This is a genomic window from Frankia sp. R43, assembly GCF_001306465.1.
Lineage (GTDB): Bacteria > Actinomycetota > Actinomycetes > Frankiales > Frankiaceae > Parafrankia > Parafrankia irregularis.
This window is the reverse complement of the sequence record NZ_LFCW01000005.1, coordinates 768,649-790,949: the sequence shown is the minus strand read 5'-3', so window position 1 is coordinate 790,949 and position 22,301 is coordinate 768,649. Positions and strand designations below refer to the sequence as shown.

At 72.4% G+C, this 22,301-nt stretch carries 19 protein-coding genes; 7 read left to right on the top strand and 12 right to left on the bottom strand.

Translation table 11 applies throughout. The annotated features are described in order from the left end of the window. Positions 1-58: 58 nt before the first annotated feature. Positions 59-1,618 (top strand): carboxylesterase/lipase family protein, encoded by a 1,560-nt coding sequence (locus ACG83_RS24230; protein WP_054568472.1) that lies wholly within the window; start codon positions 59-61, stop codon positions 1,616-1,618. 102 nt (positions 1,619-1,720) lie between these two features. Here ACG83_RS24230 and ACG83_RS24225 read toward each other — a convergent pair whose 3' ends face one another. From ACG83_RS24225 to ACG83_RS24195, 7 genes are all read right to left on the bottom strand, one after another. Further along, positions 1,721-3,598, bottom strand: coding sequence for a fatty acyl-AMP ligase (locus ACG83_RS24225; RefSeq protein WP_235498136.1), 1,878 nt, complete (start codon positions 3,596-3,598; stop codon positions 1,721-1,723). Next, entirely contained in the window at positions 3,595-4,512 is a 918-nt protein-coding gene (locus tag ACG83_RS24220) for a thioesterase II family protein (protein WP_235498135.1), read from the bottom strand. Before ACG83_RS24220 ends, ACG83_RS24225 begins: the two co-directional genes overlap by 4 nt. Continuing rightward, positions 4,509-5,894 carry a cytochrome P450 gene (locus ACG83_RS24215; protein WP_054568471.1) on the bottom strand — a complete coding sequence of 462 codons (1,386 nt, stop codon included), beginning with the start codon at positions 5,892-5,894 and terminating at the stop codon, positions 4,509-4,511. The genes ACG83_RS24220 and ACG83_RS24215 overlap by 4 nt, the downstream gene beginning before the upstream one ends. Next, positions 5,891-6,808 carry a cyclopropane-fatty-acyl-phospholipid synthase family protein gene (locus ACG83_RS24210; RefSeq protein ID WP_054568470.1) on the bottom strand — a complete coding sequence of 306 codons (918 nt, stop codon included), beginning with the start codon at positions 6,806-6,808 and terminating at the stop codon, positions 5,891-5,893. Before ACG83_RS24210 ends, ACG83_RS24215 begins: the two co-directional genes overlap by 4 nt. After that, positions 6,805-7,062: an acyl carrier protein gene (locus ACG83_RS24205; RefSeq protein WP_054568469.1), complete on the bottom strand. Its 258-nt coding sequence runs from the start codon at positions 7,060-7,062 to the stop codon at positions 6,805-6,807. Before ACG83_RS24205 ends, ACG83_RS24210 begins: the two co-directional genes overlap by 4 nt. A 17-nt stretch (positions 7,063-7,079) precedes the next feature. Further along, complete coding sequence (locus ACG83_RS24200; RefSeq protein ID WP_083473498.1) at positions 7,080-8,117, bottom strand: fatty acid desaturase; 1,038 nt, start codon at positions 8,115-8,117, stop codon at positions 7,080-7,082. A gap of 563 nt (positions 8,118-8,680) precedes the next feature. Next, positions 8,681-9,385, bottom strand: a complete 705-nt coding sequence (locus ACG83_RS24195; RefSeq protein WP_054568468.1) for a hypothetical protein — start codon at positions 9,383-9,385, stop codon at positions 8,681-8,683. Positions 9,386-9,818: 433 nt separating this feature from the next. Here ACG83_RS24195 and ACG83_RS24190 point away from each other — a divergent pair, with 433 nt between their 5' ends. Next, positions 9,819-11,969, top strand: coding sequence for a sensor histidine kinase (locus ACG83_RS24190; protein WP_235498134.1), 2,151 nt, complete (start codon positions 9,819-9,821; stop codon positions 11,967-11,969). Beyond that, positions 11,966-12,610 (top strand): response regulator transcription factor, encoded by a 645-nt coding sequence (locus ACG83_RS24185; protein WP_054568466.1) that lies wholly within the window; start codon positions 11,966-11,968, stop codon positions 12,608-12,610. Before ACG83_RS24190 ends, ACG83_RS24185 begins: the two co-directional genes overlap by 4 nt. A gap of 56 nt (positions 12,611-12,666) precedes the next feature. On the opposite strand, the gene ACG83_RS24180 is transcribed toward ACG83_RS24185, so the two are convergent. Continuing rightward, complete coding sequence (locus ACG83_RS24180; protein WP_063793181.1) at positions 12,667-13,134, bottom strand: helix-turn-helix domain-containing protein; 468 nt, start codon at positions 13,132-13,134, stop codon at positions 12,667-12,669. Between the two features lie 93 nt (positions 13,135-13,227). Between ACG83_RS24180 and ACG83_RS24175 the strand changes: the two genes are divergently transcribed. Together ACG83_RS24175 and ACG83_RS24170 are read left to right on the top strand one after the other, a co-directional pair. Next, entirely contained in the window at positions 13,228-14,148 is a 921-nt protein-coding gene (locus ACG83_RS24175) for an SDR family NAD(P)-dependent oxidoreductase (RefSeq protein WP_063793180.1), read from the top strand. Between the two features lie 187 nt (positions 14,149-14,335). Further along, complete coding sequence (locus ACG83_RS24170) at positions 14,336-16,786, top strand: diguanylate cyclase domain-containing protein (RefSeq protein WP_054568465.1); 2,451 nt, start codon at positions 14,336-14,338, stop codon at positions 16,784-16,786. 18 nt (positions 16,787-16,804) lie between these two features. Here ACG83_RS24170 and ACG83_RS24165 read toward each other — a convergent pair whose 3' ends face one another. The 3 genes from ACG83_RS24165 to ACG83_RS24155 form a co-directional block, all read right to left on the bottom strand. Beyond that, positions 16,805-17,959: a cell wall metabolism sensor histidine kinase WalK gene (locus tag ACG83_RS24165; protein WP_200931365.1), complete on the bottom strand. Its 1,155-nt coding sequence runs from the start codon at positions 17,957-17,959 to the stop codon at positions 16,805-16,807. Then, positions 17,956-18,612, bottom strand: coding sequence for a response regulator transcription factor (locus ACG83_RS24160; RefSeq protein ID WP_054568464.1), 657 nt, complete (start codon positions 18,610-18,612; stop codon positions 17,956-17,958). Before ACG83_RS24160 ends, ACG83_RS24165 begins: the two co-directional genes overlap by 4 nt. Positions 18,613-18,695: 83 nt before the next feature. Beyond that, positions 18,696-20,027, bottom strand: coding sequence for a serine hydrolase (locus ACG83_RS24155; protein WP_054568463.1), 1,332 nt, complete (start codon positions 20,025-20,027; stop codon positions 18,696-18,698). A gap of 88 nt (positions 20,028-20,115) precedes the next feature. Here ACG83_RS24155 and ACG83_RS24150 point away from each other — a divergent pair, with 88 nt between their 5' ends. Further along, positions 20,116-20,772, top strand: a complete 657-nt coding sequence (locus tag ACG83_RS24150) for a VanZ family protein (RefSeq protein ID WP_200931364.1) — start codon at positions 20,116-20,118, stop codon at positions 20,770-20,772. Positions 20,773-20,784: 12 nt separating this feature from the next. Here ACG83_RS24150 and ACG83_RS24145 read toward each other — a convergent pair whose 3' ends face one another. Continuing rightward, entirely contained in the window at positions 20,785-21,309 is a 525-nt protein-coding gene (locus ACG83_RS24145; protein WP_235498133.1) for a TetR/AcrR family transcriptional regulator, read from the bottom strand. 115 nt (positions 21,310-21,424) lie between these two features. Between ACG83_RS24145 and ACG83_RS24140 the strand changes: the two genes are divergently transcribed. Then, entirely contained in the window at positions 21,425-22,279 is an 855-nt protein-coding gene (locus tag ACG83_RS24140; protein WP_054568461.1) for a nuclear transport factor 2 family protein, read from the top strand. Positions 22,280-22,301: the final 22 nt, after the last annotated feature.

Below are 22,301 nucleotides of genomic sequence, written 5' to 3'. Positions count from 1 at the left end.
TGATGATTCCTCCGTGCAGGTAAGCGATCGAGCACACGGCGCCCGCACCGGAGAAACCATGGCGACCGCTGACAGCGGGACGGCGTCAGCCGGGCCCCGGCCCGAGGTCCGCGTGGCGGGTGGGGCGCTGCGCGGCAGCCTGGAGTCGGGCGTCGCGGTCTTCCGCGGCATCCCCTACGCCGCGCCGCCGGTCGGCCGGCTTCGCTTCGCCGCACCGCGGCCGGCCGCGAGCTGGGACGGGGTGCGGCCCGCCCTTTCGTACGGCCCCCCGCCGCCGCAGACCGACATGCTCGGCCAGGGCACGGGTGCCCAGGACTCGGGGGCCCAGGGTGTGGCGGGCGACGACTGGCTGACGGTCAACGTCTGGTCGCCCGAGGCCGACCCGGCCGCGACGCTGCCGGTGATGGTGTGGATCCACGGCGGCGCGTACACGATCGGCGTGTCCAGCCAGCCCGAGTTCGACGGCGGCCGACTGGCGCGCGACGGTGGCGTGGTCGTGGTGACCTTCAACTACCGCGTCGGGATGGAGGGCTTCGCCCAGCTCGCGGGAGCACCTTCCAACCGGGGCCTGCTCGACCAGGTCGCAGCCCTGGAATGGGTGCGCGACAACATCGCCTCCTTCGGTGGCGACCCGGACGATGTCACGGTCTTCGGCGAGTCCGCCGGTGGCGGATCGGTCGCCGCCCTGCTGGCCATGCCCCGGGCGGCCGGGCTGTTCCGCCGAGCCATCGCCCAGAGCGTGCCGGGCACCTTCTTCTCGCCCCAGCTCGCCGCCGACATCGCCGCCGCCTGCGCCGCCGAGCTCGGACTGCGTCCCACCTCGGCGGACCTCGCCACGGCGGACCCGGCGCTGCTGGCCCTCGCCGGTGACGCCGTCGCCGCGACGCTGACCACCCGGGCGCAGCGCTGGGGCCAGCCCGCACAGCGATCGATCCTGTTCGCGCCGGTCGTCGACGGCGACGTCCTGCCGGTCACCCCGTGGCAGGCCGTGGCATCCGGCAGCAGCCGGGACGTCGACCTGCTGGCCGGCCACACCCGCGACGAGCAGCGGCTGTTCACCGCCTTCACCGGCCTGCTCGGCCAGGTGACCCCCGAACAGGCGGAGACCGCGCTTCAGGTCTTCGCCCCCGGCCCGGACGGCGCCCACCGCTACCGCGGCGCCTACCCGGACGCGAGCCCCGACCAGCTCTACGAACTGGTGCACTCCGACTGGCTGTTCCGGATGCCCACCCTGCACCTCGCCGAGGCGCAGGCCGCGGCCGGTGGCCGGGTGCATCTCTACGAGCTGACCTGGCCGGCCCCGGGGATGGGCGGCGCGTTCGGAGCCTGCCACGGCCTCGATGTGCCGCTCGTTTTCGGCAACCTCACCAGCGGCCAGCCAGCCCTGCTGATCGGTGACAGCCCCTCCGCCGAGGCGACGGCCCTGTCGGCCCGGATGCGGACCGCCTGGACCGCCTTCGCCACCGGGGGTGACCCCGGCTGGCCGGCCTACGACCGCGACCGGCGCCTCACCCAGCTCTTCGACGTCTCCTGCGCCGTCACCGCCTACCCGGAGGAGCGATCCCGGCTGATCTGGCAGGACCACTCCTTCCCGGCCCTGCTCCTCGGCGCGGAGTGACGGCCGCGGACTGAGCACGACCGCAGCCTGAGTACGACCGCAGCCTGTGTACGGCTGCGGCCTGTGTACGGCTGCGGCGCGAGTGAGCACGCGCCGCGGTTGTCAGGGTGTCGAGCGGTCGAGTTGCGCGGCGAGCGGCTGGCTCGCGGCGCGAGCCCCGGGGGACCAGGCCGGGAAGCCTCCGTCCTGGTAGCGGGCGCGGGCGGCGGCTCGCATGATCTTCCCGCTGCTGGTCGTCGCGAGCTCGGACGCCCCGGTGAGCACCAGATCGCCGATCGACACCTCGTGCTCGCGAACCACCGCGGCCCGGATCGACGCCGCGACGTCGTCGGGGAGGACATCCGGCGTCTCCCGGACCTCCGCGACGACGACCAGACGCTCGCCGGCAGCCGGGTCGGGAACCGCGAACGCGGCCACCCGGCCGGGGCGCGCCGCGGGATGTGCCTGCTCCGTGGTCCGCTCGATGTCCTGCGGGTAGAGGTTGCGCCCCCTGATGATGATCAGGTCTTTGAGGCGGCCCGCCACGTAGAGCTCGTCGTCGACCAGCACCCCGAGATCCCCCGTGCGCAGGAAGCGGCGGCCCGGCTCGTCGTCCGGGCAGGTGGCCTCGAAGGTGGCGGTGCTGGCCTCGGGGTTGCGCCAGTAGCCGCGCGCGATGTGCGGCCCTGACACCCAGATCTCGCCGATCGCGCCGGGCGGGCACACCTGCCCGGTGGCCGGGTCGACGATGCGGACGGTCTCCTCCGGCAGGACCCGGCCCGACCCGACGAGCACCTGGCCGCGCCCGAGCCCGCCCGCGGCCGGGACGTAGCTCCGCCGAGCGAGGCCGTCGCGGGCCGCGGTGATCGTGCGTGGGCCGCGGCCCGGCCGGCTGCCGGTCACCAGCAGGGTCGCCTCGGCCAGGCCGTAGCACGGGTACGACGCCTCGGGACGGAACCCGTGCGGGGCGAAGGTCTCGGCGAACCGGGCGAGCGTCTCGGCACGGATCGGTTCCGCGCCGTTGAACGCGACCTTCCAGCTGCTCAGGTCAAGCCGCCCGTCGCCGTCGCCGTCGCCGTTGGTGCGGGTGTCGGCGCCGATGTCGCGGCCCCGTGCCGCCTCCCGGGCGGCGCGCGACACACAGAGGTCGAAGGCGAAGTTCGGCCCGCCGCTGGTGTGGGCGCGGTAGCGGGAGATCGCGGACAGCCACAGCAGCGGCCGGCGGACGAACGCCGCGGGTGACATCAGGACGCTGGTCGCCCCGATGTGCAGCGGCTGCAGGACGTTCCCGATCAGCCCCTGATCGTGGAAGAAGGGCGCCCAGCCGACGAAGGTCGACCGTTCGTCGTGCCCGAACGCACGCCTGATCATCTCCTGGTTCGCCACGAGGTTGCCGTGGGTGACCATGACGCCCTTGGGGGCCGCGGTGGACCCGGATGTGTACTGCAGGAACGCGATGGCCTCCAGGTCCGGTGGCCGGAGGTCGCCGCCCTCCGTGAGCGCGTCCGCCGTGAGCGCGTCCGCCGTGACGACGTCCGCGCGGCGGTCCCGGTCTAGCGCGAGCCGGCGCACCCCCGGGCGGATCTCGTCGAGGGCCGCGCCGACGGAGGCGAGCAGGCCCGGGACGGTGAGCACCGCGGCAGGATCACAGTCACGGACGATGGCTCGGGTCGAGCTCTGCACGTGGCCGGCCCGCGGCGGGTTGACCGGCACCGCGATGATCCCGCGGTGGAGGCAGGCGAAGTAGGCGACGATGAACTCGGGGCCTGATCCGAAGGCGAGCAGCACCCGATCACCCGGCCTGGCGACGTCCGCCAGCCGCCGGCTCAGGGTGAGCGCCTCGGCGTGCAGCTCGCCGTAGGTCAGCGCGCAGTTCTCCTCGCCGCGGTCGTCGAGGAACACGTAGGCGCGGTCGGTCGGCTGCGTGGCGGCGCGGACGTGCAGGGTCTCGGGCAGGGAACGAGCCGCGGCCGGCTCCGGGCCGCTGACGCTCACGCTCACGCCGGAGCCCCGGTCACCGCTCCGGTCGTGTCCACAGCTCCGGTCGCTTCCACAGCTCCGGTCGTGTCCGCGGGGCCCAGTGCCTGGGACATGAGGGTGACGATGGCCGTCCGGTGCCGCTGGTGGAAGAAATGGCCGCCGGTGAAGGTGTGGAACGTGAACGGCGCGTCCGTCTCGTGCCGCCAGGCCTCGACCTGGTCGATGTCGACCACCGGGTCCTCCGTCCCGTAGAAGGCGGTGATGGGGCAGCCCAGCCGCGGTGTCGGGCGGTAGCCGTACTCCTCGGACAGCTCCAGGTCGGCGCGGGTGACCCGGACCATGTAGCGCAGGAACGCCCTGGTTCGGGGAACGACGCCGTCGGTCGCGCCCATCGCCTCCATCGCCGCCACGAACTCGTCGTCGGGGAACCGGTGGACCGGCGGCCGGCGGCTCGGCTGGTGCGGGGCCCGCCGGCCGGAGACGAACAGGTGCGACGGCGGCCTGCCCGCGGCGGTGAGCGCCCGCGCCAGTTCGAAGGCCACCAGCGCGCCCATGCTGTGCCCGTAGAGCGCCAGCGGCCCCGCACCGCTCGCTGTGTCGCTCGCCGTGCTGCCCGCGGTGTCGCTCGTCGCGCCGCCTTCCGTGCGACCCGCCGTGCCGTCGGTGAGTGCGGCCACCTGCGGCAGCAGGGCTCCGACGGCGTCACCCACCTGCCGCAGCGGCGGCTGCGCCGTGACGTCCTCCCGCCCGGGCAGCTGCGCCCGCACCAGGATCACCGCCGGCGGGAACAGGCCGATCCAGCGGGCGAAGGAGGTGGCGCCGGCCCCAGCGTGCGGGAAGCAGACGAGCCGCACGGACGGCTCCCGGCTCCCCGCCGGCTCCGTTGCTTCGGCCGGGCCGAGGCGCAGCCACGGCATGCCCTCGACCGCGGTCAACGGACGTCCCCGAGGGCGACGGGCAGATGGGTCAGCCCGCGGATGATGAAGCTGTGCGCCTGCCAGCTCGGCTCCGGGCCCTGATCCGCCGCCGGCTCGATCCGTCCCGCCCGCCGGTACAGGGATTCGAGCGCGATCTCCGCCTGGGCCTGGGCCAGCGGTCCGCCCAGACAGCCGTGCATCCCGTGCCCGAACGCGAGATGCCCGCCGCCGGTGCGCCCACGGCCGGCGCGACCGATGTCGAAGCTGTCGGGCCGGTCGAACACGGCCGGGTCACGGTTGGCCGCGCCGAGGCAGAGCAGCAGCTCGTCACCGGCTTTCACCCGTTGCCCGCCGAGCTCGGCGTCGCCCGAGGCCAGCCGCTTCGTCAGCTGCAGCGGGCTGTCGTAGCGCAGTGCCTCGGCGACGGCGTCCGGGGCCAGCTCGGGGCGGCGGTGCAGCAGCGCGTCCTGCGCCGGGTCGGACAGCAGCGCGAGCAGCGCGTTCCCGATGAGCGAGGTGGTCGTCGCAAGCCCCGCGACGAAGCACATGATGCAGACGAAGGCGATCTCCTCGTCGCCCAGCCGGTCGCCGCTCCCGGTCCGCGCGGCCAGCAGGCGGCTGATCAGATCCTCGCCCGGGCTGGCCCGACGCTCGCCGACGACGTCGCCGAGGGCGCTGACGAACGTGTCGACGACGTCCCGCACCCGGGTGAGATCGTCGGCCTTGAGCAGGCCCGGCTCGAGCAGGAACCGGATGTCGTGGGTCCACCCGCCGACCTGGTCACGTAGGTCGTCCGGCAGGCCCATCCAGTCGCCGAGGATCGCGATCGGCAGCGGTGCCGCGAAGTCGCCGACGGCGTCCATGCCGCCGAGCTCCAGGGCGGGGCTCAGCAGCCGGTCGACCACGGCGTTGATCCGCGGGCGCAGGGTGTTCACCGCCGAGGCGGTGAACACCCGATTGACCAGAGCGCGCAGGCGCCCGTGCTCGGGATCATCGGTGAACACCAGGGACGACGCCGCCAGCCGCCCGATGCGTCCCACGTCGTGAGGTCCGGTTTCGTGAGGCCCGGCGTCGTGGCGGTTGGCGTCGTGGCGGTTGGCGTCGTGCGGGTTGGCGTCGTGCGGGTTGGCGTCGTGGGGGTTGGTGCCGTGGGGCCTGGCGGCGTGGCGGCCGAGCCGGGCCACCGCCCGCTCGATCTGGCCGGGGATGACGCCGACGCCGAACCGGCGGTCACGCAGCACACCGTGCACGTCGGCGTGCCGGGTGAGCACCCACATGCCCAGCGTGCGGTGAACCGGGCGGTGTTCGCGCAGCCGCCGGTAGATCGGGTACGGGTCCTCGCGGAACTCGGCGCTGAACGGGTTGAAGCGGATCGTCGTGCTCTCGGCCGCCGCCGTCATCGTGCGGCCGCTCGCCTGGCATAGCCGCGGGGGTAGGGCGCGAACACCAGTCGGTACAGACAGATCTTGCCCATCCGGAAGCCGAGGGCGGACATGCGCAGGTAGCGCTCGTAGCGGGCGACGACGTCCGGCCCGACGAGGGCGGTCGCCTCCGCGCGGTGCGCGCGCAGGCGGCTGGCCCACCGCTCGCAGGTCCAGGCGTAGTCCAGGCGGTCGTTACGCACCGACCGCGTCTCGAGCAGGCCCTCCGCGGCGATGGCGATCTCCGCCAGGGTCGGCAGCTCGGCGTCCGGGAAGATCTCCTGCTGGATGAACGTGCTGGCCGCCTCGCGGGGCATGTTCGCGTAGGCGATCGTCTGCAGCGACAGCGCGCCGTCATCGGTCAGCCAGGACCGGGTGCGCTCGAAGAACTCCCGGTACGTCCGGATCCTCTCGGCCGGTGAGTCGTCCGGGCGGGCGAAGTGCTCGAAGGCGCCGATCGAGATGATGCCGTCGAAGGGGCCGTCGGGCTCGTAGTCCCGCCAGTCCTCGGTACGCACCTCGACCCCGGGATCACCGATCCCGGTGATGTGGGCCGCCTGCTCGACGCTGAGAGTGAGCCCGACGGCCCGCGGCACCCGGTAGGTGCCGGCGAGACGTCCCAGGACGGCACCCCAGCCGCAGCCGATGTCGAGGACGGCTCCGGCGCCGCGGGCGTTGACGGCGTCGAGGTGGAAGCGCAGCTTCCGCTCCTGGGCGGCCTCGAGATCGTCGTCGGGGCCGTCGGGCATCGCGCACGAGTAGGTCAGCGACGGGTCCAGCCACAGCCGGTAGAACTCGTTGCCGACGTCGTAGTGGTGGCGGATGGCAGCTGCGGCCGCGGCCCGGGAGCCGGCTGCGGCCGTGGCCCGGGAGCCGGCCGCCTGGGTGGTCAAGCCGCCCCTTGCCCGGTCAGCGTGTGCAGGTAGGCGGCGACCGCGTCGATGTTCGGGTTCTCGAACAGCGCCTCGGGCGGCAGGTCGACGCCGTACCGCTCCTCCACCTCGATCAGCAGCGAGACGGCGACGGCCGAGTCGATTCCCAGGCGGTCGAACGACGCCGTGGGTGACACCGCGTCCGGCGCCACTCCCAGCAGGTCCGCGATGTACGCTTGGCACCAGCGCGCGATGGATTCCTGGCTTGTCGTCACGGTGGCTCGTTCCTCAGTCAGGAGGTGACGGTGGGAGTGACCGCGGCGTTCGCGGTCGTCCTGCGCGCGGAGATCCGCCGCGGGGAGGGTGTCTTCAGATCGCTGGCGAGGCGCAGGGCGGCGCAGGTCCGGATGAACCAGTAACCCGGGTCGAGGCGATACCAGCGCAACCCGAACGACGGCGATTCGGGAAAGGCGTGATGATTGTTGTGCCAGGATTCACCGAAGGTGAGCATGGCGAATACCCCGCCGTTCCGGCTGTTTTCCCGGGAGACGAAAGGGCGGGTACCGAACATATGCAGAAACGAATTGATCGCCCAGATGGTGTGCTCCAGGACGAACATGCGGACCAGCCCACCCCACAGCAGCCCGTAGAGCGCGCCGGTCAGGCTCTGGTCGACGAGTCCGCCGACGGCCGCGGGCAGTGCCAGCCCCAGCGCGACCCAGAGGTAGTAGCGCCTGGCCACCCGCATCAGCCCGCGGTCCCTGATCAGGTCCGGGGCGTAGTGGACGACGTTCGGGTACTCATGGCGGCGCATCCACAGGAAGTGCGAATGGGCCAGCCCGCGCAGCCGGCCCGCCAGCCCTGCGCCCGCGAGGTTCGGCGAGTGCGGATCACCTTCGGAATCGCTGCGCTCGTGGTGGCGGCGGTGGATGGCGACCCACGAGACGAGGCCGCCCTGCCCGGCCATCGACCCGCCGATCACGAGCGCCGCCGCCAGGGGAGGCGTCGCCCGGAACGAGCGATGGGTGAACAGCCGGTGGTACCCGACGGTGATGCCCAGCCCGGTGACCACCCACATCGCCAGCAGCAGCGAGATCTCGGTGGCGCCGACGGGACGCACTGCCAGCAGCACGAGCGCCACCGCCGTCCCGAGAATCGGCGCGACGTCGAACAGCAGGAAATGGCGCCGCTGCAGACGGTGCACATAGGGATTGCTGATGGTCTTCCGGCGTGGTTCGGTACCGACCCGGCCGGGCTCGGCTGCGGGCTGATGAGATGCCAGCAGGGTGTTGTCGGCGCGCGCGACGGGCCCGGTGCCCTCGTCGACCATTCAGCTCACCAGTCCTCCGCTCGATAAACAGGAGTCTGCTCGGCAGGCCACCTATTTATAACCAGCAAACACCGGGGGTGGTGTTCGCGCGCGGAGCTTTCTGCTTTTTTCTATCGGGGGAGTGGCGCCGCTTCTCGATGGCCGCCGGACCGGCTGGATCTGGTAGCGGTGTACGACGGCGCGAGTCGCATGACCCCGTCGCGTGAACGCGCCGCCGACTCGGTGGCCCGTTCCGGCGGACCGCAGGAAGTGGCGGCTCCAGGACCGATACCGGGCTTTGAGTTCCATGCCCAACCACCACCTGGTGATCCAACGGGGATCTCGCGTCGCGACACGGTGCCGGCAATTCATGCCGACAGGGGCAGGTGGGGCATAAGATCGTTTGGTAATCCGCAAGAAGTAAGGATTTCGGTTGCTGTGGCAGCCAAAATCCTCAATTCTTGCGTGGAAGCAATGGCTCCACCCGGGCCCTGGTCGGCGTCAGGGTACTCATCAGGGTAGCTACCCTGATGAGTACCCTGACGGCATCCTGATGGGCCGACATTCATCCTGACGGGCAGCCGTCACACTCGGGCGGTGCCCAGGATCGGGTGCTTGCCGAGGCTGAGGCCGGCGAACGCAACGATCAGCCAGATCGGGCCGACGATGCCCGGGAACCCGGCGATCGACAGCGCACCCGACATGAACAGCACCGCGACCGGCGGGATCAGGCTGACCAGGCCCAGCCACCGCGACACCAGCCGGTCGCGCAGGCCCAGCCAGGCGACCGCCCCCGCGGCGACGACGACGCCGAGGTAGCCGATGAACGGTCCGAAGTCGTTCAGCATGAAGTAGACGAACTGACCATCCGTGTTGAAGCCGTTCTCGTTGAGCCCGCCCGGCATGTACAGCGCCAGCGCCAGCTTCCAGCCGTAGCCGAGGCTCAGCGCCGCGGCGGACGCGGTCAGCCCGTCGGCGACCACCCGGGCGGCGACGGCGCCGCGCGCCGCGGTCACCGCCTTCGCGCGCCAGGATGCGGCCAGCACCAGCAGGAGGGCGACCGTCACGTAGCCGAGCGCGCCACCGAGCTGGAGCTGCCCGCGGGAGAGCTTGGCCAGCGCGTCCGGCCCGACCTTGTCCGTGCCGACGTTCGGGCTGGTGAACATCGTCGCGACGATGCCGAGCACCCCGGCGCCGACACCGAGCCACGTCCACCGGGCTCGGGTGGGCGCACCGGCGTCGACATCGTCGCGGTAGCCGCGGGTGACCTGCGCTGTCGTGGTTGTCATGGTGGTCCGTCCCCTCCTCGTGCCGGTGGCCCGATCGCCGCCGGCGTTGTGAGGACAAGCCTCGGGCGCCCGACGTCCCGCAAACGAGGGACAGCCGCCCCGTGCCCGGGACGTGCGTGCGACACCCGGGACGTGCGCGCGACACCGCGCTGATCGGGCTCGCGACAGTGCGCTGACCAGGCGCGACATCGCGCCGATCTGGCGTGATGCTGGGTGCATGGGGGCATCTGCGCCGGTATCCGGCACCTGGGACGGCGCGGCACCGCACCCGGTGGCGCCCCCGCTCGTGCCGTGGATCCCGCCCCGGCCGTCGTCCCCGCCGGCGCCCGCGCCTACGGTCCCACCCGCGCCTGCGCCTGCGCCCGCATCCGCGCCCGCGCCTGCGCCTGCGCCCGCATCCGCGCCCGCGGTCCCGGCCGCGCCGGCGGCCACGATGACGTCCGGAGCCGTCGTGGCCTTGGTGCTCGCGGTCGGGCTGGCGCTGCAGTCCGTCCTCTGCTCGGTCGGCGCCGTGCTGCTGCACCGCTACGTCACGGCCCGGACGGCCGAGCACGTCGCGCTGGACCGCGCGGATCTGGTCCTCGCCATCGCGTTCCCGCTGGTCGCGGCCCTGGTGCTGGTCTACCAGCCGCGCAACCGGGTCGGCTGGCTGCTGCTGACGACCGCGCTGACCGGCCCGTACCTGCTGGCCACCCAGTACGCGGCGCTCGCTCTGCTGCCCGGTGCGCAGGGCATCTCCGGTGCACAGGGGCTGCCCGCCCAGGAGGCGGCCACCTGGTTCGCGACCTGGGGCTACGTTCCGTACCTGGTGCTGTGGGGGCTGGTGCCGGTGCTGTTCCCCGACGGCCGGCTGCCCTCCCGGCGGTGGCGGGCTCCCGTCATCGCCACCGCCGCGGCCATCGGATGCCATCTGATCGCCCGGATGTTCTGCCCGACCCAGCTGGACGTGTCATCGCTGCTGCGTAACCCGTACGGTCTGGAGTCCGCGACCGGGCTGCGCTACGTCACGATGATCACCTCCCTGGCGGTCATCTTCGGCGGCGGGCTGCTCGGACTGCTGGCGGTCGTGACGCGGCTGCGCCGGTCCACCGGCGTCGAGCGGGCCCGGCTGCAGTGGCTGGTGCTCGGGGTCGCCTGCCTGGTCGGCGCGACCCTGCTCGGCGCGCTCCCGCACGGGCCGGACGGGCAGGCCACCGGCATGGACGTCGGGATGGTGCTGCTGGTCGCCGCGATCGGTGTCGGCGCCGTCCGCCATCGGCTGTTCGACATCGGGACGGCGCTCAGCCGGATGCTGGTGTACGGCCTGCTCACCGCGTTCCTGCTGCTGGCATACGCGGCGACGGTCGCCGGCGCGGGCGCGCTGGTGCCGGGGCGGCGGATCGCCTACGGCGTGCTCGCGGTCGCGGCGCTGGTCGCGGCGGCGGCCCGCGACCAGCTGCAGCGCCTCGTCGACCGGCTGCTGTTCGGCGCGGCCCGTGACCCGTACGCGGTGCTCGCCGTCCTGCGTGGCCGGCTCGACCTGGCCACAGGTCCGGTGGACGCGCTCTCCCAGCTCACGGACGGGGTGCGGGAGGCTCTGAAGGTGCCCTACGTAGCAGTCGAAGGCAGCGACGACCGGCTGCCGACGATCGAGTCCGGGACGTCCGTCGGCTGGCTTGAGCGGCTCCCGGTGCCCGCCAGGACCGGACGCGGGCGCGCCGGCACCCTGCTCGTGGGCCGCCGCCACCCGGCCGACCAGTTCACCGAGACGGAACGGGCGATGCTCGACGACATCGCCCGGCGGGCCGGCGACCTGCTCGACGCGGCGAGCACGCAGCATGACCTGCGGCGCAGCCGGGAGCGGCTGGTCACCGCGCGTGAGGAGGAACGCCGCAGGCTGCGCCGCGACCTGCACGACGGCGTCGGCCCCCAGCTCGCCGCGATGGCGATGCAGCTGGACGTCATCTCCTCGGGCCTGGCGGAACGGGACGACCCCGCGGCGGAGCGCGCCGCCCTGGTCCGGGACCGGCTGCGCGGCACCGTGCGCGAGATCCGGCACATCGTCGAGGATCTGCGCCCGCCCGCGCTCGACGAGGGCGGGCTGGCGGTCGCCCTGACGCAGGCCGTCGCGCCGTTCGCGCCGGTCGTGACCCTGGACGCACCGGCCGATCTGGCGGCACTCATCCTGCCGGCCGCGACCGAGGTCGCCGCGTACCGGATCGTCGCGGAGGCGGCGACGAACGCGGTCCGGCACTCGGGCTGCGAGCGGTGCGTCGTCCGGGTCCGGGCCGAGCCGCCGTGGCTGCTGGTCGAGGTGCGCGACGATGGCGGCGGCCTGGCCGCCGACGCGGTCCCGGGAATCGGGCTGCGCAGCATCCGGGAGCGGGCGAGCGAGGTGGGCGGCCGCCTGGAGGTCCTCGACGCCCGATCAGCCCGCCCCACCGGCGGAACTGAGCCGGGCGGGACTGAGCCGGGCGGAACTGGGCGCGGCGGAATCGAGCGCGGCGGAATCGAGCGCGGCGCGATCGCGCGCGGCGGGATCGGCGCGGGCAGCGGCACGGTGGTTCGGGCGCGGCTGCCGCTGCGCGAAGGTGGCCCGGCGTGACACCTCTGCGCGTCGTGATCGCCGATGATCACGAGCTGTTCCGGGACGGGCTGCGCGGCCTGCTGGCCGACCTGGGCGCGACCGTGGTCGCCGAGACGGCGGACGGCAACGCAGCGCTGGCGGCGGTGCTGCTGCACCGGCCAGACGTGGTGCTCATGGACCTGCGCATGCCGGGCCTGGGCGGCATCGAGGCCACCGCGCGCATCGGCGAGCAGGCGCCAGGGACGTCCGTCCTGGTCCTGACGATGAGCGAGGACACCGCCTCCCTGCAGGCGGCCCTGCAGGCGGGGGCACGCGGCTACCTGCTGAAGGAGTCGTCGAAGGCGGACGTCGCGCGAGCGTTGGAGGCGGTGGCGCGCGGTGAGCTGGTCATCGGACCGGGGGTCGCCGACAAGGTGCGCCACGCCGTCGGCGGGCTCTCACCACGGATCTTCCCCCAGCTGACGGACGCCGAGATCCGGGTGCTGGACCTCGTCGCGGACGGCCTGGCCAACGGGCAGATCGCCGCCCGGCTGTCCCTCTCCGAGAAGACGGTGCGCAACCGGATCTCGACGATCCTCACCAAGCTCGAGGCGGCGACCCGCACCGAGGTGATCCTGCGGGCCCGCGACGCCGGCTTCGGATCCGCTACCGCCGAGTAACGGCCCGATTCGTGGGCCCGGTTCACCGGCCTGGTCAGACGCCGCCGGGGAGCGCCTCAGGGCCGCGGCTGTTGCTGCTGCTCGCTGGCCGCCGGCCCGGATGCGGGCAGCATCGCGTCCCAGGTGTCGTACTCATGGCGGGCATCCGCGATCTCGTTCTGGTGGGTGATGACCCAGTCGGTGAGAACGGAGAGCGGCACCAGCAGCGTGACGCCGAGCTCGCTCAACGAGTATTCGACCGTGACCGGGACCGTCGGCGCGACCGTGCGGGTCACCAGGCCGTCCCGCTCCAGGCCGCGCAGCGTGCGGGTGAGCATCCGCTGGCTGATGCCTTCGACCAGACGGTGCAGCTCGTTGAATCGCCGGGGCCCGCGCCCGAGCAGGACGACAACCAGCACGCTCCACTTGTCACCGACCCGGCGCAGCACGTCCGTGATCGGGCATGCCTCGTGTTCCGCGGGGGTGACCGGCAATCCGAGGTCCACGGCCAGCACCGTGGGCACACCCATGTGCGTATCCAACATTAATGTTCCTTCTTTCCCGATGGATTCTGCGCCGATTACGGTGCCCTGAACCTGTGTGTCAGGTTCGAACGGTAACAGCGGGAGGAGTCGGGTATGGAGCAGCGACATCCTGACGGCAGGACGGTCGTCGTTTCCGGTGGCACCGACGGGATGGGTCGCGGCATCGTGCTCGCCCGGCTCGGCCGGGGCGACACGGTTGTCGTGATTGGCAGCGGTGAGGCCAAGGGCGCGGCGCTGATGGCCGACGCCGCGTTGCTGGGGGCGGCTGGCCGGTGCCACTTCGTCCAGGTCGACCTGAGTTCCATCGCCGCCGTCGAGCGGGTGGTCGAAGTGATCGCCCGTGAGCATCCGGTGGTCGACGCGCTCGTCCTGTGCGCCAACCGGTTGAACCGGACCCGACGGGAGTCCCCCGAAGGGCTGGAATCCACCTTCAGTCTGTACTATCTGAGTCGCTATCTGCTCGGGCACGGCCTGCGTTTTCAGCTCGATTCCGCCGACAACCCGGTCATCATGAATTTCGCCGCGCCCGGGCTGAAGGTCGGCTCGGTGAAATTCGACGACCTCCAGGCCGAGCGCCGTTATGGCATCCTGCGGGTTCAGGCACAATGCGGCCGGGCGAACGACCTGCTGGGCCGGAACTTCCTGCAGAGCCCGAGCAGCAGAGCTCGGTACGTGCTGTATCACCCCGGTTTCACCGCGACGCGTGGTGGCGTCGCCCATCTGAGGCAGCCGGCGCGCGGGATCATCACCGTTCTCGGCAGGGTCGCGGCGAGATCGGTCGACCAGGCGATCGCCCCGATGGTCGAGCTGATCGACCGGCCCCCCGCCGAACGGCTCACCGCGATCGACCGCGGCAAGCCGGTCGATCTGAGTCTGCGGACCTTCGACCCGGACAACGCGCGCCGACTGGCCGAGGTGTCCAGGAGCCTGGTGCTCACGCGCTACGGCCCCACCCAACTGTTGCCAGAGCCCGGAGAGCCCGGAGAGCCCGGATCGGCCGGTGGCGTGCACTGACTGTTCGGCCGTCAGCTGGATGGGCTGGTGACGATGCTGGCGCGGGTGCCGGCCGGACCACGCCCGGTCGAATGTGCGGCCGGCAGGTTTGCCTTCGAGGTGCCGGGTACGGACCCACTTGGCACTCAATGATCCTGGATGGTGACTTCAGGTAGCGGAGCGCCTGGACCTGTCGGTCGAGACGAGGGTGGGTGACCTGCCGGTGACGCTGACCGGACGCGACGGCGGCCTGGAGCCCGCCGGCCCGTTCGACCGGTTCGGGCTGGCCCGAACCGGCATGGTTCTCGTGGGTCGCGACGACGGGCGGGTCCGGAGTGTCAGCCCGGCCGCCCGCGAGATCGTCGGATGTGGCGAGGCTGACTACGTGGGCAGACGCTGGAGCGAGATCATCGACCCGATGCAAGCCGACGGAGTCGATGGAGCCGACGGAATCGCCGCGGCGGACTTCGCTCGATCCGGCGCCGCACCGCAGGTCGTGCGCATCGCCCGACCCGACGGCACCGCTGTTCAGGCCCTCCTGACCACGGCCGAGGTCACCGTGGACGGTGACCGTTGCCTTCTCGCCCGGTTCGAGGACGTCTCCGAGCTCGCCTCCACTCATCGGCAGCTGCGGGTCGTCCTCGGCCACACCCCGTTCTCGATCTTCCGCGTCGACCACGACGGGCAGGTGCCGCTCAGCGGTGGTTCCGACTCCGCGGAGCTTGCCGTCGCACTGCGCCAGGAGGCCGGGTCCGCGGTCCGCACGGCGTTCCATGAGCAGCCCGCCGTCCTGGCGCTGGTGCGCCGCGCGATGGACGGGGAACAGGCCCACCAGGTCGTGAAGGCCGGCGGGCGTTGGTACGACCTGCATCTCGTACCGGTGCCCGAAGCCGATGGCGGGCCTGTGTCCGTCGCGGGCATCGTCAGTGATGTCACCGCGCACGAACGAGCGACCGCCGAGCTGGTGATGCGCACCGCCTGCGACACCGCGCTCGCGGATCTCGCGCAACAGGCCCTGCGGATCGCGGACGAGGACACGCTGTGGGACGTGGGCGTGCGGACCCTCACCCAGCAGCTCGGCGCCGACCTGGTCACCGTCCGCCACGACCCCGGCCCCGACCCCGACGCCGACGGTGCCGTGGACGTCCGGCCCGTGGACGCGGAAGCCGCGGACATGACCGTGCCTGTCACCCATGCCGGCAGGCGGATCGGCACGGTCCTGGTGCGCCGCCGCACCAACCCGCTGACGCCCGACAACGAGGCGTTCGTCCGTTCGGTGGCGGCGATTCTCGGTGCCGCGGCGATGCGGATCCGGATGGAGGACGGCGCCCGCTACCTGTCACTGCACGACCCGCTCACCGGTCTGCCGAACCGGGCCGCGCTGCTGGACCACCTGAGCCGAAGCCTGCGCCGGGCCGCTCGCGGCGGGCGGCACACCGGCGTGTTGTTCATCGACCTGGACGGCTTCAAGGCGATCAACGACACCCTCGGGCACAAGTGCGGCGATGAGCTGCTGCGGGTCGTCGCCTCCCGGCTGCGCGACGCCGTCCGGCCCGGCGACGTCGTCGGCAGGCTCGCGGGAGACGAGTTCGCGGTGCTCTGTGACGGCATCGGCGACCTCGATGAGCTGCGAGCCATCGGCGAACGCGTGATCGCCACCGCGCTCACCCCACCCATCGAGCTGATCCGGCCAGTCGGCGTCAGCGGCAGCGTCGGGCTTGCCCGGTCGGGTCCCGACCTCACCGACGCCGAGGACCTGCTCAACGCCGCCGACATGGCGATGTACGAGGCGAAGCGTCGCGGGCCGGGGCACGTCGTCGCCTACGACGACCGGATCCGGGCGGCGCTGGCCACCCGGCTGCGCGACACCACCGACCTGCGGCGTGCCCTCGGCGCCGGCGAGCTGACCCTGCGTTTCGAGCCGGTCGTGTCCCAGTCCGGCGTGATCGTCGCCGCGGAGGCGGTCCCCTACTGGGCCCATCCGAGCCGCGGCCTGCTCGGCCCGGACGACCTCTACCCGATCGCGTTCAACGCCGGTCTCACCGTCGCTGTCGACCGCTGGCTGGTCGACAGCGTCGCCGCCCTGCTGCCGACGGCCGCATCCGGGCAGCAGCCCGGTCGCCAGGAGGACCGCACCCGGCGGGAACTGTGGCTGCGAATCTCCGAACGAGGGCTGTCCGACACCTCGCTGCGCAAGACCATCATTTCCCGAGTCGCCTGTCCCTCAGGCGCCGGTGGCCTCCAGGCCCCGTCCCTCGGCATCCTGATCCCCGACACGCTCTCCGCCCGGGGCGACCGCACGCTTGACACGATCACCGCCGAGCTGTCGGGCGCCGGAATGGCCGTCTGGATCGATCTCAGCGAGGTCCGGCCGTTGCGAAGCACGACCCGGGACACGGTTCCCGCCGGCATCGCCGGTGTCCGGCTCGGCAGCCAGAACATCCACGGCGCCGAACATGACGCCATGGCCGAGGCGGTCATCGCCGGGCTCGTGCGCTTCTCCCACCTGCTGCACCTGGGCGTCGCCGCCCGTGGCGTGGACACCTTGCTGCAGCTGGCCGCCGTGCGCGGCGCCGGGTGCGATCTCATGCAGGGCGCCGCCGTCGGTGAGGCGCTCTCGCTGCCGCCCTGGTCCGGGTCCGCCCGGGCAGCGGGATGAGGACCACGCACCGAGGCGTCAACCGGGGACGGGCGTGGCCAGGGCCGGCGGCAGGTGTACGGCGATGTCCATGCCGCCGGTGGGCGGGGCGGTACTGAAGATCTCTCCGTCGTGGGCGGTGACGACGGCCCGGACGATGGACAGCCCGAGTCCGGCTCCACGCATGCCGTCCGCGTCGTGCATGCCGTCCGCGTCGTGCGTGCCGCCCGCGTCGAGCCTGGCGCCCCGGACGAACGGCTCGAACAGCCGCCGTTCCTCGTCCGGTGTGACCGGTGGGCCGGTGTTGACCATCCGCAGGAAGATGTGCCCGCCCGCGGTGCCGGTGGCCACCGTGACGGCACCGCCGGGGCGGTTGTAGCGCAGCGCGTTCTCGAGCAGGTTCCCGGCCATCCGTTCCAGCAGCACCGGCTCGCCGCTGGCCGGTGCCGGCTGCAGGTCGGCGTGGAGGGTGACGGCTCCGAGGGCGGTCTGGTCGGCGGCGTCGATCGCCGCGGCGGCGATCGAGGCCAGGTCGACGGGCGCCCGGCGCAGCGGGCCGGCCTGGCTGCGGGCCAGGATCAGCAGCCCGTCCAGGGTGCGCTGGCTGGTCTCGACGGCGGCGGCGATGTCGCCGGCCATCGCGACGAGCTCGTCCCGGTCGGGTTCGCCGTCGAGGGTGACGTCGATGGCGGTGCGCATGGTGGTGAGCGGGGTGCGGAGTTCGTGTGCCGCGTTGGCGACGAACAGACGCTGGCTGTCCAGGACCTGGTCGCGTTCGGTGATGCCCCGCTGGATGCGGTCCAACATGCTGTTGATGACGGTGGCGAGCGCCGCGAGCTCGTCGGTGGGCCGGCACACGGGAACCCGTTCAGCCAGGTTCTCCGCGGACAGCCGGTTCGCGGTACCGGAGATCGTCCGGATCGGCCGCAGGATCCGTCCGGCCACCAGCCAGCCGGTCAGCCCGGCCAGCGTGGTCACCACCAGCAGCGCCAGCGCGGCCCGGGCCAGCAGAGCGGAGATGGCCTCCCCGCGCAGGGGTCCATCGGTGACGCCGTCCGGGTCAGGGGGAGGCAGCTGGAGGCCGCCCCGCAGCAGCAGGTAGTAGGCCAGCGCCAGAAGCAGGAGCCCGGCGGCCAGCACCAGGGCTGTGTACAGCAGGGTGAGCCGGCCGCGGGCGGTCAGGCTCGAGATCACGGCGTGATTCGGTATCCGGCGCCGGTCACCGTTTCGATCAGCGGTGGATCACCGAGCTTGCGGCGCAGCGTGCTGACGGTGATCCGTACGGCGTTGGTGAACGGGTCGGCGTGCTCGTCCCACACCTTGTCCAGCAGCGTTTCGGCGCTCACCACGACGCCGTCGGCGGCGAGCAGGTGTTCCAGCACCCCGAGCTCCTTCGGGGTCAGCGACAGCAGCCGGCCGCCCCGTGCGGCGGTCCGCCGCGACGGGTCGAGCTCGACGTCCCGCGCGCGCAGCACCGGCGGACTGGCCGGGGTGCTGCGCCGGGCCAGCGCACGCACCCGAGCGACCAGCTCGGCGAACGCGAACGGTTTGCCCAGGTAGTCGTCGGCGCCCAGGGCGAGCCCGTCCACCCGGTCGGACACCGCGCCGGACGCGGTGAGCATCAGCACCCGGGCGGCGCCGTGCTCCGCCAGCCGCCGGCACACGGTGTCGCCGTGCACCACCGGAAGGTCCCGGTCCAGGACCACCACGTCGTACGGGGTGAGGTCACATTTGTCCAGTGCCTGCCGGCCGTCGTGCGCCACGTCCACGGCGCAGCCGTGCCTGCGCAGCCCGGCCGCGATGTAGGAGGCCAACGGCCGCTCGTCCTCGACCAGCAACACCCGCATCCGCCGAGTATCCCCAGCAGCGCCTATCGGCCACGTATGGTTCGCGCTGCCGGCGCTGCTCGCTGCCGCGTCACCGGGCTGCGCTAACCGGTGATGGCCTGCATCTCGCGGTCGACGAGCTCCTGCATCGGCACGCCGTCGTAGTTGCCGAGAATGACCCCGACCCAGTCGGTGTCCGGATAGATGTGCCAGTTGGCGACACTGCCGCCGTTGCCGCCGCCGTGCCCGATCACCCACTGGCCGTTGATGATTTTGGCGGCGATCGAATACGCCATGAATGACGGATGGGCGGGTGCGGGGCCGCCGTCCTTGCCCTTTCCCTGGGGGACCTTGGCGCCGATGAACAGGTCGGCGAACGGCCCGTCCAGTACGGTGCCGTCGCGCAGCGCCTGCGCGAACCGGACCAGGTCCGGCGCGGTGGCGAATCCGTCGTCGCCGGCGAAGCCGATGAAGCTGCGGCCCGGATTCCTGCCCGGCGCGGCCGGGTTCGGGGTGCTCCTGTCCAGGTTGCGGACGGCGTCCACCCGGCTGCCGTCGGCCTGCAGCATGTACGAGTGCGCGATGTGCTCGTCGGTGAGCCACTGCTGCCTGGTGTAGAACGCCGACCCGGTCATGCCGGCACGCCCGAAGACGTGCTCGTGCACATAGTCCCAGTACGTCGTGCCGGTCACCGCCTCCACGATCTGCGCCGCCATGGCGATACCGGCACCGGTGTACACGGAGCCGGCACCGGGGGCGGTCACCAGCTTCGCCTGCCGGGTCCACTGCTCGTAGTAGTCGTGCACCTCCTCTCGGCTCTGGAAAACGCGCCGCAGGTCAAGCTCCGGGGTGCTCAGACCGGACGTCTGGCTGAGCAGGTGATGGACGGTCACCTGCTCGGAGATCTCCTTCGCGAAGCCCGACAGATGGGTGCCCACCGGGTCCGGCAGCTTCACCTTGCCCTGCTGCACCAGCTGCAGGATCGCCACCGCGGTGAACGGCTTGATCGCCGAACCGATGTTGACCGCGACGCCCTCGTGGTTGCGAATCCCCTTCTCCTTGTCGGCCATGCCGTAGCTGCGCGACAACACGGTTCGGCCCCGGTGCGCCAGCAGAATCACGCCGGAGAACTTGTCCTGGGCGGCCAGCTGCGCCACGTACCGGTCGTAGGACCCGCCGGGCAGAGTGTCCGGCGGGATCCGGTCCTGCCTTGACGACACGGGTGCGGCACCGGCGGTGCCGGCGGTGCCGGTGCCAGGACCGGTGGTGCCGGCGGCGGTACCGGAGCCGGCGGCGGGTGTGGTGCCGCAGCTGCTGGCGGCCAGCACCCCACCGGCGGCCAGCGGCGCGGCGACGAGTGCGCCGAGCAGGGATCGCCGGTGCCACGACGAGGCGCTGTCATTCAGGTCATCTGCACGGGTCTCCTGGTTCCTCATGGTGGCAATTCCTAGCGGCACCCGGATATGGGCCGGGTATGGTCCGCCGATCAGCTCCCGAAAACCACCCGCCGGGAGAAAGAGAACTGTGGTTCTCGGATTCCGAAGAGCTGGCCTGGCCGGGGGATGGCACGGCTGGGTCGGCACGTTCAACGGCGTCGCACTCATCACCGTGGCCGTACTGCCGCTGGCCGCGCTGGCCGTGTGGGTGCTGGCCCGCCGTCGCCGTGCTGCCGGTACTGCGCCGGCGTGCGCGTGGCGGACGTCGCTCGCCGAGGTGGGCATCGTCTACGGGACGGTGCCCGCGGTATGGATGATCATGTTGCCGGGCGGCCGGGACGGCGCCGCTTCCCCGGCCCGGGTGCGCCTGGTGCCGCTGCAGGACCTGCTCGCGATCATCGCCGCCGGGCCGCTGACGGCGACGGGCCAGATTGTCGGCAACCTGCTGGTGTTCGCGGCGCTGGGGTTCCTCGCCCCGCTACGGTTCGCCGCGCTGGCGTCGACACCGCGGATCCTGGCACTCGCGGCGGGCTGCTCGATCCTGGTCGAGATCGCGCAGTACGTCCTGCCGCTGGACCGCGTGTCCTCCATGGACGATGTGCTGCTCAACACCGCCGGGGCCGGGCTGGCCGCCCTGGCGTCCCGTCGCGTACGGAGCCCGAGCTGTTCCACCGGCGGTAGCCGGTCAAGGGGCGGCGGGGGCGGACGCGGTGTCGGCGCGGACACCGGCTGCCCGGGACGATGACGAGGGCCGGCTCTACGCGCTCAGCCCGGCGATCACCACCTCGATGGCCCGGCTGATGGTCTGTGGCGTCGTCGGCGTGGTGGCGGATGCCTGGGCGAGCCCTCGGATCAGGAGATAGACCTCGTCGGCCCCGACGTCTCGGCGGATCGCCCCTGACCGGGCCGCACGGTCCAGGAGGACCTCGACGGTCGCGCGTAGCCTTTCTGCCTCCTGCCGGACGCTCGGCGGGAACTGTCCGTCCGGCAGCTGGGCTGCGAGGGTCAGCTTCGTCGCCCCGCCCTCGATCATTCTTCGCAGCAGGTCCCGGAACGCCTGCCCCGGGTCGGAATGGGCAGCCAGAGCGGATGCCTGCTCGTTGAGCAGGTCGAAGTGGCGGACCAGAGCCGCCTCCACCAGAGCGGCCTTGGTGGGGAAGTGGCGGAACACGGTCGCGATGCCGACTTCGGCGCGGCGCGCGACGTCCTCGGTGGAGCCGGCCGCGCCGTGCTCACCGAACACCGCCTCGGCGGCGGCGAGGATGCGCTCGCGGTTGGCCACGGCGTTCCTCCGCACCGCCCACCTCGACTTCCGTCAGCTTCCGCCATCGCAACGTTGTAAACGAAGTCCAGACTCCGTTAACGTGCCGGAGTCCAGACTTCGTTTTGGAGGTTCGATGCTACCGACACCTGCCCCGGCCGACGTCGTTCGCATGGTCGCCGACGGTGTGAGCCGACTGGTCCGTGGTGATCTCGCGCCGGACGAGCGGGAGCGACAGCTCGACATGCTCGCCGGCCTCTACGGGGAGCGGACGGACGTCCGGCATCCGTTCGCGCCGCTGGGCGACCAGCCGATGCGTACCCGCGCCGAGCTGCGCCAGCACTTCGCAGGGTCAGCCGGGCGAGCATCCGGCGTCCGGCGGTTCGCGCCGACGAACATGGTCGTGCATCGGACGGCGGATCCCGAGGTGGTCGTCGCGGAGTTCGCCTATACCGGGACGGCCGACCCCGGCGAGTTCGCGGTGCCGTGCGTGTTCGTGGTCCGCGTACGTGACGGGCAGATCGTCGAGTCCCGCGACTACGCCGACCACATCGGGATGGCCCGGGCGGTCGGCCGGCTCGAGCCGCTGGCGCGGGCGCTCGCCGACGGAGCTGGCCGTGCGCCCGACGGAGCCGGCCGTGCGCCCGACGAGCTGACCGGGGCCCAGCTGAGCCGGGGCCTCGCGCTTCGCATGCATGCCGCCTTCAACGCACTCGACCTGCCGGCGGTCGACGAGATCTTCGCCGTGGACTTCTTCAGCCACCCGCTCCAGTTCCGCGGGCCCGCCGCGGTCAAGGAACGCTGGCTCGCCATGCGCACGGCCGCACCGGAGCTGCGCACGCGGATCGTCGACCTGATCGCCGAGGACGACCGCGCGGTGATCCGTTCCCGGCTGACCGACGGCACCGGGGAACTCCTCGAGATCATCCGGATCGCGCAGGGACGGATCGCCGAACTGTGGGGCGCCCGCACTGGTCCCGTCGGGACGTGATCCGCGCCCGTCCACGGGCCGG